We start from the raw sequence: 13,993 nt of genomic DNA, 5'->3' as shown, positions 1-13,993 counted from the left end.
TCACCGGCTGCGGATCGCCCGGACGATGTGACCTGCGTCAAAGGATTCCGGTCCGTTTCCGTTCGGCTGAGGTGCGCGGGGGCGCGCAGTATCGCAGTCACATCGCCGAATTGAGTGGTTTTGCTCGCGCGCGTTGCCCAAGCGATGCCGACCGATGTTGGTCATCGGGTCCTGGGATGCGGGATAATGGCTGGGAAGCAATGTGTTCGATGCCGGTGTCGCGCGTCCAAGCCGGACTGCGCGTGCCCTCAGGGGCCGTCGGCGGTGACGGTGAGCTGGTATCAGGAAGGGGAACGAGCATGGCGGCCATGAAGCCGCGGACGGGCGACGGCCCGCTCGAGGTGACCAAGGAGGGGCGGGGCATCGTCATGCGCGTTCCGCTCGAAGGCGGCGGTCGACTCGTCGTCGAGCTGACCCCCGATGAGGCCGACGCGCTCGGCGACGCCCTCAAGAAGGTCGTCGGCTGACGCGCGAGCGACCATACCCGTTCAGTCGCCCCGGTACCGCACCTGGTGCCGGGGTGATTGTCGTCCGGCGGCGTCACTCGGCGCGCCGCACGGCAGGTCAGCGCTTCACGGCGCACAGCAGCCCGTCGCCCACCGGAAGCAGCGACGGCACCAGCTCCTGGCTCTCGCGCACCGCGCGCAGGAGTTCCCGCAGCCGCAGCACCTCGGTGGGCTGCGGACCCGAGTCGATCGTGCGGCCGGCACCGAAGACCCCCTCGAAGGCGACGAGACCTCCGGGACGCAGAAGGCGCAACGATTCGGCGAGGTAGTCCAGGTACTCCAGACGGTCGCCGTCGCAGAAGACGAGGTCGTAGCCCGCGTCCGCGAGCCGGGGCAGCACGTCCAGGGCCCGCCCGGGGATGAACCGTGCCCGGTTGCTGGCGAAGCCCGCGGCCCGGAAGGCCTGGCGGGCGAACTGCTGGTGTTCCGGCTCCGGGTCGACCGTGGTCAGCACGCCGTCCGGCCGCATGCCGTGCAGCAGATGGATCCCGGAGACGCCGCAGCCGGTGCCGATCTCCGCGACCGCCTTGGCGTCCACGGCGGCGGCGAGCAGGCCCAGGGCGGACCCCGTGCCCGGGGTCACCGAGCGCAGACCCGCCTCGCGGGCCCGGTCGCGTGCCCAGAGCAGCGCGTCGTCCTCGGCGACATAGGCGTCGGCGAACGCCCAGCTCGTCTGCCGGTTGCCGGTAATGACCCTCTCCTGTCCCCGTCGTTGCCTCGGCGTGACTGTATCCGTTGGCGTCGGGAACCCGCAGATGGGACCAGTCGTTTAAAGGGGCAAGCAAAGAGACGACTGAGCGGCCGCGGCCGCGACGGGGAGGACGGCGGATGAGGCAGGGCGTCGAGCTGGTGCCGACGCGGCCGGACGAGCCGTACCGGCCCCGATCAAATTCTCGTAAAACCGCTTATCCGGAGCTAACGGGCGAGGTGGCTATGGTAGGGGCTCCACTGGACACCACCAGAGCCGACAGGGGAGGTGCGGCCGCACCCGCGGATCGGGGCGGAGTGCTGCGGCGCTTCCTCGGATCGGCAGGCAGGCCGAAATCCGTGAACGACACCGCTGCTGACCACAGCCACGCCGGTCCCGCCAAGGGACCCGCCCAGACCGCGACCTTCACCGGCGACGCGGACGGGCCTGCGTGGACTCCGCCCACCTGGGAGGAGATCGTCAGCACCCACAGCGGCCGGGTCTACCGCCTCGCCTACCGCCTCACGGGAAACCAGCACGACGCCGAGGACCTCACCCAGGAGGTCTTCGTCCGTGTCTTCCGTTCCCTGTCGACCTACACGCCCGGCACCTTCGAGGGCTGGCTGCACCGCATCACGACCAACCTGTTCCTCGACATGGTCCGCCGCAAGCAGCGCATCCGGTTCGACGCGCTCGGCGACGACGCGGCCGAGCGGCTCCCCAGCAGGGAGCCCACCCCGCAGCAGCTCTTCCACGACGCCCACTTCGACGCGGACGTCCAGCAGGCCCTGGACACCCTCGCGCCCGAGTTCCGGGCCGCCGTCGTCCTGTGCGACATCGAGGGACTCTCGTACGAGGAGATCGCCGCGACCCTCGGCGTCAAGCTCGGCACGGTCCGCTCCCGCATCCACCGCGGCCGTTCCCAGCTGCGCAAGGCGCTCGCCCACCGGTCCCCCAAGGCGCGGGCCGACCGCCGCTCGTTCGCGACCGGTGTGCCCGCGCTGGGAGGAGGGGGCGCGAGCGCGTGAGCGGATCACGGCCTCAGTCCGAGGGACACCTCGCAGAGCAGCATCTGGGAGACCGACTCTCCGCCCTGGTGGACGGAGAGCTCGGTCATGACGCGCGGGAGCGCGTGCTGGCCCACGTGGCGACCTGCCCGAAGTGCAAGGCGGAGGTCGACGCGCAGCGCCGGCTGAAGAACGTCTTCGCGGAAGCGGCTCCGCCGGCCCCGTCCGAGAGCTTCCTGGCCCGCCTCCAGGGACTCCCCGGCGGCGGTGACACCGACGGCGGCGGCTCACCGTTCGCCGGGCTGCCCGGAGGGATCGGAGCCACCGCGGCCTCCGGCGTCTTCGGCACGCGGCGGGGCGAGCGGTTCGAGTTCGGCTACGTCCCCGCCCGGCCGCACGCACCCGTGCTGCCGGCCTCCTCCCCGAGCCGGGGAGGCTTCCGGATCCACGACGTGGGCCGGGCGGAGTCCGAGCGTTCGGCCTCACGCGGCCTGCGGTTCGCCTTCGCCGCCGCCGGCGCGGTGTCGCTGGCCGCGATCGCGCTGGGCGGCGTCACCCTCGGCACCCCGGACACCACCGCCGACGCCCGCGGCTCGGGCAGCGGGAGCAACGTGACGCCCGTGCGCACCCCGGGCACGGCGGCGGCCACCGGCTCCGAGAGCCAGCGCCGCCGCACGGGCGGCCCCCTGCTCGGACAGGGCCAGCGGGCGCTGGGCGATGCCCCCGTGGCCTCCACCTCGGCCTCCGCGCCGCTGCTGCCCGGGATGCCCGCCCCCTCCGGGGGCGACGCACGGCAGCAGGCGGTACGCGCGCTGACCACTCCGGTGACGGCCGGCGCCGCCGCCATGTCCCCGCTGATACGACCGCTGGAAGCCGTCGCGCCGCTCGCCCTCAGCGCCTGGCCGGCGAGTCCGGAGGGCAGGCCGCCCGCCCTGCTCGCCGCCCCCGACCCCGCTCCGTCGTCCTACCCGGTGGCTTCCCCGGCCGCCTCCTCCGCTCCGGTTCGCTGAGGGCGTCTGCGCGCCGGTCCGCGAACCTGATTGAATCCGGGGTGGCGCCAGAGCCCTTGGAGCCGACGATCTGCGGCCAGCTGCGGGGGAGAACATGAACGAGGCGAAGCCCACGAAGGTGAAGTGGTGGAGTCGTCCCCGCTCGTCCGAAGGCACGCCCGACGGCGACTTCGAACTGGAGCGCCCCCGCCCGGCCCCCGCCGCGGGCACGGGTACGGCCACCGACGCCCACGGGACGGACGGAGGCGACGCCGGACCGGCGCGTCCGCCGGCGTCCCGCGCGACCGACCAGGGCGACTACGAGCTGGACCTGCCCCGGCCTTCCCGGGACCGGCCGGCGGACACGGTGGGCACCCCGCCGCACCCGCGCCCGGCCCCCGCCGCCGACGCCGCCCCGACGGTGGACGCGGGCGCCCAGCCGCCCGAGGGGGCGGCTGGGCCCGCCGGCTCCGCCCCGGCTGTGGATCCGGCCCCGCCGGCCGGCCCCGCCCCGGTCGCCGAGCGTCCCAAGCCGCTGCACGATCCCGACCCGTACAGCACCCCGCCGTACGGTGAGCCGGGCCCGTGGGCCCCCGCTCCGCCGGTCCAGCACCCGACGGCCACACCGGCACACGGCACGGTGACGGAGGCGGCCACACCCGCACCGGGCGTGCCCGCACCGGCCACACCCGCACCGGCACCGCAGGCACCAGCAGTGCCCGCTCCCGCGCCGGCCCCGCCCGTACCCGCGGGCGCCTCGCCGGTGTCCCCGCCTCCGCCCGCGGCGCCCGCCCCCGCGTTCGCGCAGGCCCCGGCACCCGTAGCCCCCACCGCCGCCGCGGCCGCAGCGCCCGCCACAGGCCCCGACGGCGTACCCGCCGCCCCGGCGCCCGCCGTTCCGCCGCCCTCCGGCCCGTCGTCGGCGGCTGCCGGCGACCCGTGGGCGGGGCCGCCCGCTCCCGCGCCCGGTGCCGAGTCCGGCGCCGACCCGTGGGGACGTTACGACCCCTGGGCCGCCTCCGTCGCCCAGCACCGCGAGGCGGCGGAGCGGACACCGAAGCGACGGCGGACGGCGAGGACGCTGGTCGGCGGCGCCCTGCTCATCGCCCTGGTCTCCGGCGGCATCGGCGGCGGCGTGGGCGCCTACCTGGAACGCAACGGCGGCGTCGGCACGGTCGAGCTGCCGCAGGCCGCACCGGAGGCCGCCGAGCGGGCGCCGGACAGCGTGGCGGGCATCGCCGCCCGCGCCCTGCCCAGCGTGGTGACCCTGCACGTCAGCGGCAGCGAGGCGGCCGGCACCGGCACCGGGTTCGTCCTCGACGACCGGGGCCACATCCTGACCAACAACCACGTCGTGGAACCCGCCGGGACCGGCGGCGAGATCACGGTGACCTTCAACAGCGGCGACACCGCCGAGGCCACCGTCGTCGGCCGGGACAGCGGGTACGACCTCGCCGTGGTGAAGGTCAAGGGCGTCAGCGGCCTCACCCCCATGCCCCTCGGCAACTCGGAGAGCGTGCGGGTCGGCGACCCCGTCGTCGCCATCGGCGCCCCCTTCGACCTGGCCGGCACGGTCACCTCCGGCATCATCAGCGCCAAGGAACGGCCCATCACCGCGGGCGGCGAGGAGGGCGACGGCAGCGACGTCTCGTACGTCGACGCCCTGCAGACCGACGCGCCCATCAACCCCGGCAACTCCGGCGGCCCTCTCCTGGACGCACAGGGCCGGGCCATCGGCATCAACTCCGCGATCCGCTCCGCCGACAGCGGCAGCGCCGACTCCGACGGCGGCCAGGCCGGCTCCATAGGGCTCGGCTTCGCCATCCCCATCAACCAGGGCAAGCGCGTCGCCGAGGAGCTGATCAACACCGGCAAGGCCGCCCACCCGGTCATCGGCGTCACCCTCGACATGGGCTACACGGGCGACGGCGCCCGTGTGGGCGCCAAGGGCGGCGACGGCGGTCCCGCGGTCACCGCGGGCGGCCCCGGCGCCAAGGCCGGCATCGAGCCGGGGGACGTGATCACCGCGGTCGACGGACAGCGCGTGCACTCCGGTGAGGAACTCATCGTGAAGACCCGCGCCCACCGCCCCGGGGACCGGCTGGAGCTGACCCTGGAACGCGACGGCAAGGAGAGGAAGGTCTCACTGGTGCTCGGCTCCGCCGGTGGCGACTGACCGTCGTACAGGTCTCCCCGAGGCGCCAGGAAGGCAAACAATCCGGAAAGCGCTCACCCACACGCGCTCGGGGCTCACGGGACGGTACCGGTCGGGCGGGGTCGGCGGGTACCGTGGTGGCGGCCCGGACATTCCAAGGAGCTTCAGGTGTTCAATGACATAGGCGCACTAGAGCTCGTGACGCTCGTCGTCCTCGCCGTGCTCGTCTTCGGTCCGGACAAGCTCCCCAAGGTCATCCAGGACGTGACGCGCACCATCCGGAAGATCCGCGAGTTCTCGGACAGCGCCAAGCAGGACATCCGCCAGGAGCTGGGCCCCGAGTTCAAGGACTTCGAGTTCGAGGACCTGAACCCCCGCACGTTCATCCGCAAGCAGCTGGACAACGACGAGCTGGGCCTCAAGGAGCTCCGCAACGGCTTCGACCTGAAGAAGGAGATGGCCGAGGTCACCGACGCGGTCCACGGCCGCGACAGCGACTCCTCGTCCTCCAAGTCGTCGTCCGGGTCCTCCGGCGGCGGCCGGATCGACATGTCGAAGAAGCCCGAGGAGTCCGGTCAGTCCGGCAAGCCCGCCGACGACCGCCCGCCCTACGACGCCGACGCCACCTGATCCCGGCCCGCGGACCGCGGCCCACGCGCCGCGAGGACGACGTGCCCCGTACTCCGGACGGGCCGCACCGGCCCTGAGGACGACGCCCGCGCGGCCCACGCGCCGGGCGGCTTCCCTGCTGCCGCCCGCGGTGTGGCTATGCTTCCCAGGTTGTTGTGCGGACCGGACGAGTGCGCCCGAAGGGGGGCGGGCCGTTCCTGTCCGACGAGAGCGAGGAGGCGTCCGGGCACATGGAGACGACGAGTCGGGCAGTCGCGCAGGCGCCGGCCGCGGAGGGCGGACCACAGTCCCCTTCCGGCCGGCAGACGGTCGACGGCTACCTGCGTGCGCCCTTCCCCTGGTACGGCCTCGACGAGGCGTTCACGGGGCCCCGCCGGCTGATGCAGATCGGTACGGCGGCCGACGGGGCAGTGGAGCACGGTTCGATCGGGCACGGCGACGAACCGTCGGTGCGCAACGAGCACGTGGCGGGCGACGAGCAGGACGCCAAGGAGAAGTTCGCGGTCGTCGTGACCGTCGCGGCCAACCCCGACCGGCGCAGCGCCGACGGCACGGGCCTGCTGGAGGCCACCTCGGTCTCCTCGGCGGCCTGGCTCGCCGGGGTGGGACTGCTGTCCTTCACCTGGCCCGGCCAAATGGACCACTCGCTGCGCGACGAATGGCTGGAGCAGCAGACGGAGACCGCGTGGGTCCTCGCGGACGACCTGGAGGGTGAGGACTGGACGACGCTGTCCCTCCCGGTGGACGGCGTGCCCACGCCCTTCCACTACCGGGAGTCCGAGTTCGGCTGGGTGCTCGCCGGTTCCACCGGGCAGGGCGTCCACCTCGGCGCGTACGGACGGGGCATGAGCGCCTACGGGCTGGCCTTCGCCGTCGTCAAGGACATCGCCGCGTACGCCTGACCGGCGGCCGTACGCACGACGAGGGGCGCCGTCCCGGTGGACAGCGCCCCCACTCCCGTACGGGAGGTCAGAACTTGTTCTTCGGGGTGATCCCCAGCGACAGCCCCGAAAGGCCACGCTGACGGCCGCCGAGCTTGCCCGCGATCGCGCGCAGGGCGGCGCCCGCCGGCGAGTCCGGGTCGGACAGGACGACGGGCTTGCCCTCGTCGCCGCCCTCGCGCAGCCGGACGTCGATCGGGATGGCCCCCAGGACCGGCACCGACGCACCGGTCGTGCGGGTCAGGCCGTCGGCGACCATCTGCCCGCCGCCGGTGCCGAAGACGTCGACCATCTCGCCGCAGTGCGGGCAGGGCAGCCCGGACATGTTCTCCACCACGCCGACGATCTTCTGGTGGGTCTGCACGGCGATGGCGCCGGCCCGCTCCGCCACCTCGGCCGCGGCCTGCTGAGGCGTCGTCACGACCAGGATCTCGGCGTTCGGCACGAGCTGCGCCACCGAGATCGCGATGTCACCGGTGCCGGGCGGCAGGTCGAGCAGCAGCACGTCCAGGTCGCCCCAGTACACGTCGGCGAGGAACTGCTGGAGCGCGCGGTGCAGCATCGGGCCGCGCCAGACCACCGGCGCGTTGCCCGGGGTGAACATGCCGATCGAGATGACCTTCACACCGTTGGCCGAGGGCGGCATGATCATGTTCTCGACCTGGGTGGGACGCCCGTCGGCACCCAGCATGCGCGGCACCGAGTGGCCGTAGATGTCGGCGTCCACGACACCGACCTTCAGGCCGTCGGCCGCCATCGAGGCCGCCAGGTTCACCGTCACCGAGGACTTGCCGACGCCGCCCTTGCCGGACGCCACCGCGTACACCCTGGTCAGGCTGCCCGGCTTGGCGAACGGCACCTCACGCTCGGTCTGCCCGCCGCGCAGGGCGGTGGCCAGCTCCTTGCGCTGCTCGTCGCTCATCACGTCCAGCTCGACGTCGACACGCGTGACACCCTCGACCCGCGACACCGCGTCCGTCACGCGCTGCGTGATCGTGTCCCGCATGGGACAGCCGGAGACCGTCAGGTACACGGCGACCGCGACCGCTCCGTCCGCGCCGATCTCCACCGACTTGACCATCCCCAGCTCGGTGATGGGCCGGTTGATCTCGGGGTCGTTCACCGTCGCCAGTGCTTCGCGCACCGCGTCTTCCGTAGCCATGAAGACGATGGTACGGCGCCGCACACGGGGCACGGAAAGCCCCGTCAGCGGTCGTGTACGTCACGCCCCGCGGTCCGGTCTGCCGGGAATACCCCGCGGTCGGGGTGGTGACCGTTCTGCCGGTCCTCCAGATCCTTGACCAGGTCCTGCAGCTCGGAGCGGATCCAGTCCCGCGTCGCGACCTCGCCGAGGCCGATGCGCAGCGCGGCGATCTCCCGGGTCAGGTACTCGGTGTCGGCGATCGACCGCTCGTTCTGCTTGCGGTCCTGCTCCAGGTTGACCCGGTCGCGGTCGTCCTGCCGGTTCTGCGCGAGCAGGATCAGCGGGGCGGCGTAGGAGGCCTGGAGGGAGAGCATCAGCGTCAGGAAGATGAACGGGTACTCGTCGAAGCGCAGACCGCTCGGCGCCGAGACGTTCCACACCACCCACAGGATGATGACCACCGTCATCCAGACGATGAACCGCCCGGTCCCCAGGAAGCGCGCCACGCGCTCCGACAGCCGGCCGAAGGACTCCGGGTCCCACTCGGGCAGCAGCCTGCGGCGCGGCGGCCGGGGCTGGTCGAGGCGGGCGCGGGCCCGGGAGGACGCGGTGGCCCCCGACGTGGCGCGCTCCCGTGTCGTCGTCTCGCGCTCAGGCACCATCGGCGCCCGCCTCCCCCGTCGTCCCGGCCGCGTCGTCGGCGTCGTCGGCGTCGTCCAAGTGGTATTCGGTCTCCCGCCAGTCGTCGGGCAGCATGTGGTCCAGCACGTCGTCCACGGTGACCGCGCCCAGCAGCGCCCCGGAGTCGTCGACGACCGGCGCCGCGACCATGTCGTACGCGGCGAAGAACCCGGCGACCACCGGCAGCGCGGCGTCCGGCTCCAGGGGCTGCAGGTCGTCGTCGAGGATCGAGCCGACCAGCGTGTACGGCGGGTCCCGCAGCAGGCGCTGGAAGTGGACGGTGCCCAGGTACTTGCCGGTCGGGGTCTCCTCGGGCGGCCGGCAGACGTAGACCTGGGCGGCGTGCGCCGGGGACAGGTCGGGGTTGCGGATGCGGGCCAGCGCGTCGGCGACGGTGGCGTCGGGCCGCAGCACGATCGGCTCGGTCGTCATCAGACCGCCGGCCGTGTGCTCCTCGTACGCCATCAGGCGCCGCATGTCGGCCGCGTCGGCGGGCTGCATCAGGCTCAGCAGCCGCTCCTTGTCCGCCTCGGGCAGCTCGCCCAGCAGGTCGGCCGCGTCGTCGGGATCCATCGCCTCCAGGACGTCCGCGGCGCGCTCCTCCGCGAGCTTGCCGAGGATCTCGATCTGGTCGTCCTCGGGCAGCTCCTCCAGCACGTCGGCCAGGCGGTCGTCGTCGAGGGCGGCGGCGACCTCGGCGCGGCGCTTGGCGGACAGGTGGTGCAGGACGTTGGCGAGGTCGGCGGGGCGCAGCTGCTCGAAGGTGGCCAGCAGGTTCTCCGCGCCCTGCCCCTGCTCCTCGACGGAGAACCCGGTGACGCCGGACCACTCGACGGTGAGCGTCTCGCCCTTGTTGCGCCGGAAGGCGCCGCCCTTCCTGCCCTTGCGGACGAAGACCTTGTCGATCTCCCAGTCCCGGCGGGCGGGCAGCTGCTGCACCGACAGGTCGAGCACCGTGGCCTCCTCACCGGTCTCGGTGAGCGTGACCCGCCGGTCGAGCAGCTCGCCGAAGACGAGGCGCTCGGTGGGCCGCTGCTCGAAGCGCCGGACGTTGAGGACGCCGGTGGTGATGACCTGGCCGGACTCGATGCCGGTGACCCGGGTCATGGGCAGGAAGATGCGCCGGCGGGTGGTGAGTTCGACGACCAGCCCGAGGACGCGCGGGGGTTTGCGGCCGACGCGGAGCATGACGACCAGATCGCGGACGCGTCCCACCTGGTCGCCGGCCGGGTCGAACACGGCGATGCCGGAGAGGTGGGAGACGAAGATCCGGGGGGCGCCAGCCGCCATGGCCGCGGCTCCTTTCCTCACGCTGCGCGGGTCCGGGCGAGCGCGCGTGAAGGTCGTCGGGTGAGAGTGCGTGACAGCTGATTCGTACGGAGTCCCTTTTCCGAATTGCCCGCTCGGACGCGCTTCAGGCTAGCCCGTCCCGATCGGCCGTGCCCTGGCGGCCGGTCCGGACGGACTGGCTCCGTTCGCCGTCGGCGGCCCCGGTACGCTGCGCCCTGGCCCGGTCGGTCCGCCGCCGACGTCCGCCGGCCCCGTGTCAGCCCCGACAGAAAGGCAGTCCCACCTGTGTCTGTGACTCCCCGGCGCCGAATCCGCAGGGCCGCCTGGCTGGGCGCGGTGTGCGCCCTGGCCGTGACGGGAGCCGGGCTGACGGGATGCGGCAGCGAAGACCCCGACGCGGGCACCAACGGCCTGGGGAAGCTCACGGCGGACCAGATCCACGCCAAGGCCCGTACGGCCGCCGAGACCGCGGACACGGTACGTCTGCACGGCTCGGTGGAGGCCGGCGGCGACACGTACACCCTCGACATGCGGCTGAAGGCCGACGGAGGGACCGGGACGGTCGCCGCGCAGGGGACGACGTTCGGACTGCTGCGGGTCGGCGAGCAGCTCTTCCTCAAGGCCGACGCCGGGTTCTGGAGCCACGACGACGGTGACGCCAAGGCGGCCGACAAGCTCGCCGGCAAGTACGTGAAGGTGCCGCAGAACGACCCCGCGTACAAGAAGTTCAGCGGTTTCACGGACAAGGACGTCCTCCTCGGCGGTCTGCTGACCCTGCACGGCACGGTGAAGACCGACGGCCGGCACGAGCAGGCGGGCGTGCGCACCATCCGGATCACCGGGGACGACGGCGCCGGCGGCTCGCTCGACGTCTCCCTGGAGGGCAGGCCCTACCCGCTGCGCCTGGTGCGTGCGGGCAGCGCGGGCACGATCGGCTTCTCGGACTGGAACAAGGGCTTCGCGCTGGAGCAGCCGGCGAAGGACGACACCCTGGACTACGGCAAGCAGCTGCCGGCGTCCTGAGGAGAGCCGGCAGGGCCTGTCCGTGAGGCGGCCCCCGGACCTCAGCGGCGCTTGCGGCGCTTCAGGAGCAGCCTGGGCAGCCCCGCCGGAGCGGGGCGGCGGGTCGTCGCCGGGCTGGGCAGCGGCGCCTCGGCCAGCGAGGTGTCGGGCAGCGGCGCAGTGTCTCCCGTCGGCTCCAGGCGCAGCACCCGGCACTCGCGGGCCCAGCGGTCGGTCATGGCCTCGCCGTCGGGGGCGTTGAGCCGCTTGCCCTTGAGGTCGCCGACCGCCGCCTGCCACGCCTCGGAACCGGAGGGCAGCTCCACGACCCGCGCGGCCCAGGAGACCAGCCGGCCGCCCTTGTCCTTGCTGCGCACCGTCACCTCGGCGGCGGCCCCGTCGGTCAGGCCCGGCAGCGGCTGCTCGCCGGGTCCGTCACCGACGACGCAGGCCGCGCCCTCGTGCCAGACGTGCCACAGCGCCCGTGCGGGCACCCCGGGGCCCTCGACCCAGATGAGGCCGGACTTCTTGGTGGCCTCCTCGACGAGGGCCTGGCGGAGCAGCTCGCTTGTCATGCGGTCAGCCTATCCAGGAGCCCGCGGGCCGCTTCAGAGCCAGCCGTTGCGCTTGAGCGTGCGGTGGATGCCCAGACAGATGACGACCGTGACGGACAGGACCATCGGGTAGCCGAACCTCCAGTGCGTCTCCGGCATGTAGTCGAAGTTCATGCCGTAGACACCGCACACCATCGTCGGCACGGCGATGATCGCGGCCCACGAGGTGATCTTGCGCATGTCCTCGTTCTGCGCGACGGACGCCTGGGCGAGGTTGGCCTGGAGGATGGAGTTCAGCAGTTCGTCGAAGCCGATGACCTGCTCCTGCACTCGCGCCACGTGGTCGGCGACGTCCCGGAAGTACTTCTGGATCTCCGGGTCGACCAGCCGCATCGGCCGCTCGCTGAGCAGCTGCATGGGGCGCAGCAGCGGCGCCACCGCCCGCTTGAACTCCAGCACCTCGCGCTTGAGTTGGTAGATCCGCCCGGCGTCCGTGCCGCGCGGGGTGCCCTTGCGGCCCGGCGAGAACACCTCGGTCTCGACCTCGTCGATGTCGTCCTGCACCGCGTCGGCGACCGCGATGTACCCGTCGACGACGTGGTCGGCGATGGCGTGCAGCACCGCCGAGGGGCCCTTGAGCAGCAGCTCGGGGTCCTCCTGGAGCCGGCACCGCAGGGCACGCAGCGACCCCTGCCCGCCGTGCCGGACGGTGATGAAGAAGTCCCGACCGGTGAAGCACATGACCTCACCGGTCTCGACCACCTCGCTGTTGGCGGTGAGCTGGTCGTGGTCGACGTAGTGGACGGTCTTGAAGACCGTGAACAGGGAGTCGTCGTAGCGCTCCAGCTTGGGGCGCTGGTGGGCCTGGACGGCGTCCTCCACGGCCAGCGGGTGCAGCCCGAACTCCCGGGCGATACCGGCGAACTCGTCCTCGGTGGGCTCGTGCAGACCGATCCACACGAAGCCGCCGTCGCGGCGCACCTGGCGCATCGCGGTGTGCGGGGTCAGCGGCACGTCGGTCTCGACGCGGGTGCCGTCGCGGTAGACGGCGCAGTCCACCACGGCGGAGGCGGTCGCCGGGTCGCGGGTGGTGTCGTAGGTGCCGCCGTCCTTGCGCAGGGAGACGCGGGACGGGCGGACCACGGCGCGCAGGTCACGGATCATCGACATGGCAGGCTCCTTCGCGGCGGGGCAGCGAACGAGGCCGGTGACGGGTGGAACCGCCCGGAATGGGGACGTCCTGGCTACGCGTGCTCGGCGCGTCCACAAAGCGGGGGGCACCGCACCGTCGCGGTGGCCGACTTCGCTGCTGATTCAGCTGCTGACACGGATCGACGCGGTCGACGGGATCGGCGGTGACCGCGTCGACGGATCGGATCAGACAAAAGATCAGGCAAAACGGGACGAAGTGCTCTTCCGTGTGAAGGCGCGCGAACGGAAAGCGGCAGCGGGAAGAACCGGAACGGCTCGGTCAGCGGCCGGAAGAGCGGGTGGTACTGCACGGTCGACTTCGGTCCATGCCAGCCCCACCTCCTCCGGCCGGTCCCTCGTGAGGGACGATCCATTCCCCTTGTTTGGAGGGGTTCCCCGTAGGGGAAGTACCACAGCGTCGGGGACTCGATCGCGACGCTCTGCGTGCTGCCCCGAACCGCTGGGCCAGAGTATCAGCCACCGACGTGTCAAGGCGCCGCTTTGCCTCTTCACGACGAGTTCTATGCTCGCCGCATGGCTGATGTTCTTCCTCTGGTCGAGGCCCGGCTGCACAGCGCGCTGGGCGAGCCGGACGCGCGCGCGGCGGTCACCTTCCTCGGCACCGACCGCATCGAGGTGCTGCGTTTCCCCGCCGCCGGCCAGGAGGGCGACGTCGTCCGCTACGCCACCCTCGGCATGTCGGCCCAGCCCATGGCCGACCCCACCGCCGCGCTCGCCGACCCGGTCAAGGGGCCCCGCGCCGAGCTGCTGCTCTCCGTGAGGGCCGGAGCGGCCGACACCGACAAGGTGCTGCGCCCGCTCGCCGTACTCGCCGCTTCCCCGCAGGTGGAGGGCGTGATCGTGGCCCCCGGCGCCTCGCTCGACGTCGGTGAGCCGCTGTGGCCCGGAGCCCCCTTCACGTCGGTCCTGGTCGCCGAGCCGGGCGGCCTGGTCGAGGACCTGGAGCTGGACGCCCCGATGGAGGCGGTGCGGTTCCTGCCGCTGCTGCCGATGACGCCGAACGAGGCCGCCTGGAAGCGCGTGCACGGCGCATCGGCCCTCCAGGAACGCTGGCTGAACCACGGAACGGACCTGCGCGATCCGTCGCGCAGGTCCGTTCCCCTGGACTGAGGCGGGCGACCGGCCCACGGGACCGGCACGCCGGGGTGACACAACTCACCGGAGCGTCTCGCCGGTCGGCCGGTCGGCCGGTCG

Annotated in this window: 14 protein-coding genes; 8 read left to right on the top strand and 6 right to left on the bottom strand. The window is 72.8% G+C overall.

Features of this window, described 5'->3' with window-relative positions:
- The first annotated feature begins 299 nt into the window (after window positions 1-299).
- On the top strand, window positions 300-467 hold the full coding sequence (locus ACIBCJ_RS19330) for a DUF3117 domain-containing protein (protein ID WP_003966491.1): 168 nt from the start codon (window positions 300-302) through the stop codon (window positions 465-467).
- Window positions 468-564: 97 nt separating this feature from the next.
- Here ACIBCJ_RS19330 and ACIBCJ_RS19325 read toward each other — a convergent pair whose 3' ends face one another.
- Entirely contained in the window at window positions 565-1,263 is a 699-nt protein-coding gene (locus tag ACIBCJ_RS19325; RefSeq protein WP_166661816.1) for an O-methyltransferase, read from the bottom strand.
- A gap of 290 nt (window positions 1,264-1,553) precedes the next feature.
- On the opposite strand from ACIBCJ_RS19325, the gene sigE reads away from it, so the two are divergent.
- From sigE to ACIBCJ_RS19300, 5 genes are all read left to right on the top strand, one after another.
- Window positions 1,554-2,222, top strand: a complete 669-nt coding sequence (gene sigE / locus ACIBCJ_RS19320) for an RNA polymerase sigma factor SigE (RefSeq protein WP_362104632.1) — start codon at window positions 1,554-1,556, stop codon at window positions 2,220-2,222.
- Window positions 2,219-3,211, top strand: coding sequence for a zf-HC2 domain-containing protein (locus ACIBCJ_RS19315; RefSeq protein WP_365980018.1), 993 nt, complete (start codon window positions 2,219-2,221; stop codon window positions 3,209-3,211). Before sigE ends, ACIBCJ_RS19315 begins: the two co-directional genes overlap by 4 nt.
- Window positions 3,212-3,305: 94 nt before the next feature.
- The gene (locus ACIBCJ_RS19310; protein WP_365980017.1) at window positions 3,306-5,366 is read left to right on the top strand and encodes a trypsin-like peptidase domain-containing protein; all 2,061 of its coding nucleotides are present in this window, start codon (window positions 3,306-3,308) and stop codon (window positions 5,364-5,366) included.
- 147 nt (window positions 5,367-5,513) lie between these two features.
- On the top strand, window positions 5,514-5,975 hold the full coding sequence (locus ACIBCJ_RS19305) for a sec-independent translocase (RefSeq protein ID WP_362104622.1): 462 nt from the start codon (window positions 5,514-5,516) through the stop codon (window positions 5,973-5,975).
- 230 nt (window positions 5,976-6,205) lie between these two features.
- Window positions 6,206-6,877, top strand: coding sequence for a hypothetical protein (locus tag ACIBCJ_RS19300; protein ID WP_362104619.1), 672 nt, complete (start codon window positions 6,206-6,208; stop codon window positions 6,875-6,877).
- Window positions 6,878-6,944: 67 nt separating this feature from the next.
- Here ACIBCJ_RS19300 and ACIBCJ_RS19295 read toward each other — a convergent pair whose 3' ends face one another.
- The 3 genes from ACIBCJ_RS19295 to ACIBCJ_RS19285 are packed head-to-tail and all read right to left on the bottom strand — an operon-like array spanning window position 6,945 to window position 10,031.
- Window positions 6,945-8,078, bottom strand: a complete 1,134-nt coding sequence (locus ACIBCJ_RS19295) for an Mrp/NBP35 family ATP-binding protein (protein WP_365980016.1) — start codon at window positions 8,076-8,078, stop codon at window positions 6,945-6,947.
- Window positions 8,079-8,122: 44 nt separating this feature from the next.
- Window positions 8,123-8,722: a DUF1003 domain-containing protein gene (locus tag ACIBCJ_RS19290; RefSeq protein WP_362104614.1), complete on the bottom strand. Its 600-nt coding sequence runs from the start codon at window positions 8,720-8,722 to the stop codon at window positions 8,123-8,125.
- Window positions 8,712-10,031, bottom strand: coding sequence for a magnesium transporter MgtE N-terminal domain-containing protein (locus ACIBCJ_RS19285; protein WP_362104611.1), 1,320 nt, complete (start codon window positions 10,029-10,031; stop codon window positions 8,712-8,714). Before ACIBCJ_RS19285 ends, ACIBCJ_RS19290 begins: the two co-directional genes overlap by 11 nt.
- A 285-nt stretch (window positions 10,032-10,316) precedes the next feature.
- On the opposite strand from ACIBCJ_RS19285, the gene ACIBCJ_RS19280 reads away from it, so the two are divergent.
- A complete protein-coding gene (locus tag ACIBCJ_RS19280; protein WP_362104608.1) occupies window positions 10,317-11,054 on the top strand; it encodes a hypothetical protein in 738 nt (245 codons plus the stop codon).
- Window positions 11,055-11,095: 41 nt separating this feature from the next.
- Here ACIBCJ_RS19280 and ACIBCJ_RS19275 read toward each other — a convergent pair whose 3' ends face one another.
- Complete coding sequence (locus ACIBCJ_RS19275; RefSeq protein WP_362104606.1) at window positions 11,096-11,608, bottom strand: hypothetical protein; 513 nt, start codon at window positions 11,606-11,608, stop codon at window positions 11,096-11,098.
- A 33-nt stretch (window positions 11,609-11,641) separates the two neighbouring features.
- Window positions 11,642-12,757 (bottom strand): magnesium and cobalt transport protein CorA, encoded by a 1,116-nt coding sequence (locus tag ACIBCJ_RS19270; protein ID WP_133887225.1) that lies wholly within the window; start codon window positions 12,755-12,757, stop codon window positions 11,642-11,644.
- A gap of 555 nt (window positions 12,758-13,312) precedes the next feature.
- On the opposite strand from ACIBCJ_RS19270, the gene ACIBCJ_RS19265 reads away from it, so the two are divergent.
- Window positions 13,313-13,909, top strand: coding sequence for a suppressor of fused domain protein (locus tag ACIBCJ_RS19265; RefSeq protein WP_365980015.1), 597 nt, complete (start codon window positions 13,313-13,315; stop codon window positions 13,907-13,909).
- The last annotated feature ends 84 nt before the right edge of the window (window positions 13,910-13,993 follow it).

The organism is Streptomyces sp. NPDC051136, from assembly GCF_044455745.1.
Classification (GTDB): Bacteria; Actinomycetota; Actinomycetes; order Streptomycetales; family Streptomycetaceae; genus Streptomyces.
Note: the sequence above shows the minus strand (reverse complement) of the source record. Positions and strands in the feature narration are given on the sequence as shown.

Bases quoted from the DNA above. Each gene is read 5' to 3' on its own strand.
- ACIBCJ_RS19330 (WP_003966491.1), top strand. From the start codon at position 300: ATGGCGGCCATGAAGCCGCGGACGGGCGACGGCCCGCTCGAGGTGACC.
- ACIBCJ_RS19310 (WP_365980017.1), top strand. From the start codon at position 3,306: ATGAACGAGGCGAAGCCCACGAAGGTGAAGTGGTGGAGTCGTCCCCGC.
- ACIBCJ_RS19300 (WP_362104619.1), top strand. From the start codon at position 6,206: ATGGAGACGACGAGTCGGGCAGTCGCGCAGGCGCCGGCCGCGGAGGGC.
- ACIBCJ_RS19295 (WP_365980016.1), bottom strand. From the start codon at position 8,078: ATGGCTACGGAAGACGCGGTGCGCGAAGCACTGGCGACGGTGAACGAC.
- ACIBCJ_RS19290 (WP_362104614.1), bottom strand. From the start codon at position 8,722: ATGGTGCCTGAGCGCGAGACGACGACACGGGAGCGCGCCACGTCGGGG.
- ACIBCJ_RS19285 (WP_362104611.1), bottom strand. From the start codon at position 10,031: ATGGCGGCTGGCGCCCCCCGGATCTTCGTCTCCCACCTCTCCGGCATC.
- ACIBCJ_RS19275 (WP_362104606.1), bottom strand. From the start codon at position 11,608: ATGACAAGCGAGCTGCTCCGCCAGGCCCTCGTCGAGGAGGCCACCAAG.
- ACIBCJ_RS19270 (WP_133887225.1), bottom strand. From the start codon at position 12,757: ATGTCGATGATCCGTGACCTGCGCGCCGTGGTCCGCCCGTCCCGCGTC.
- ACIBCJ_RS19265 (WP_365980015.1), top strand. From the start codon at position 13,313: ATGGCTGATGTTCTTCCTCTGGTCGAGGCCCGGCTGCACAGCGCGCTG.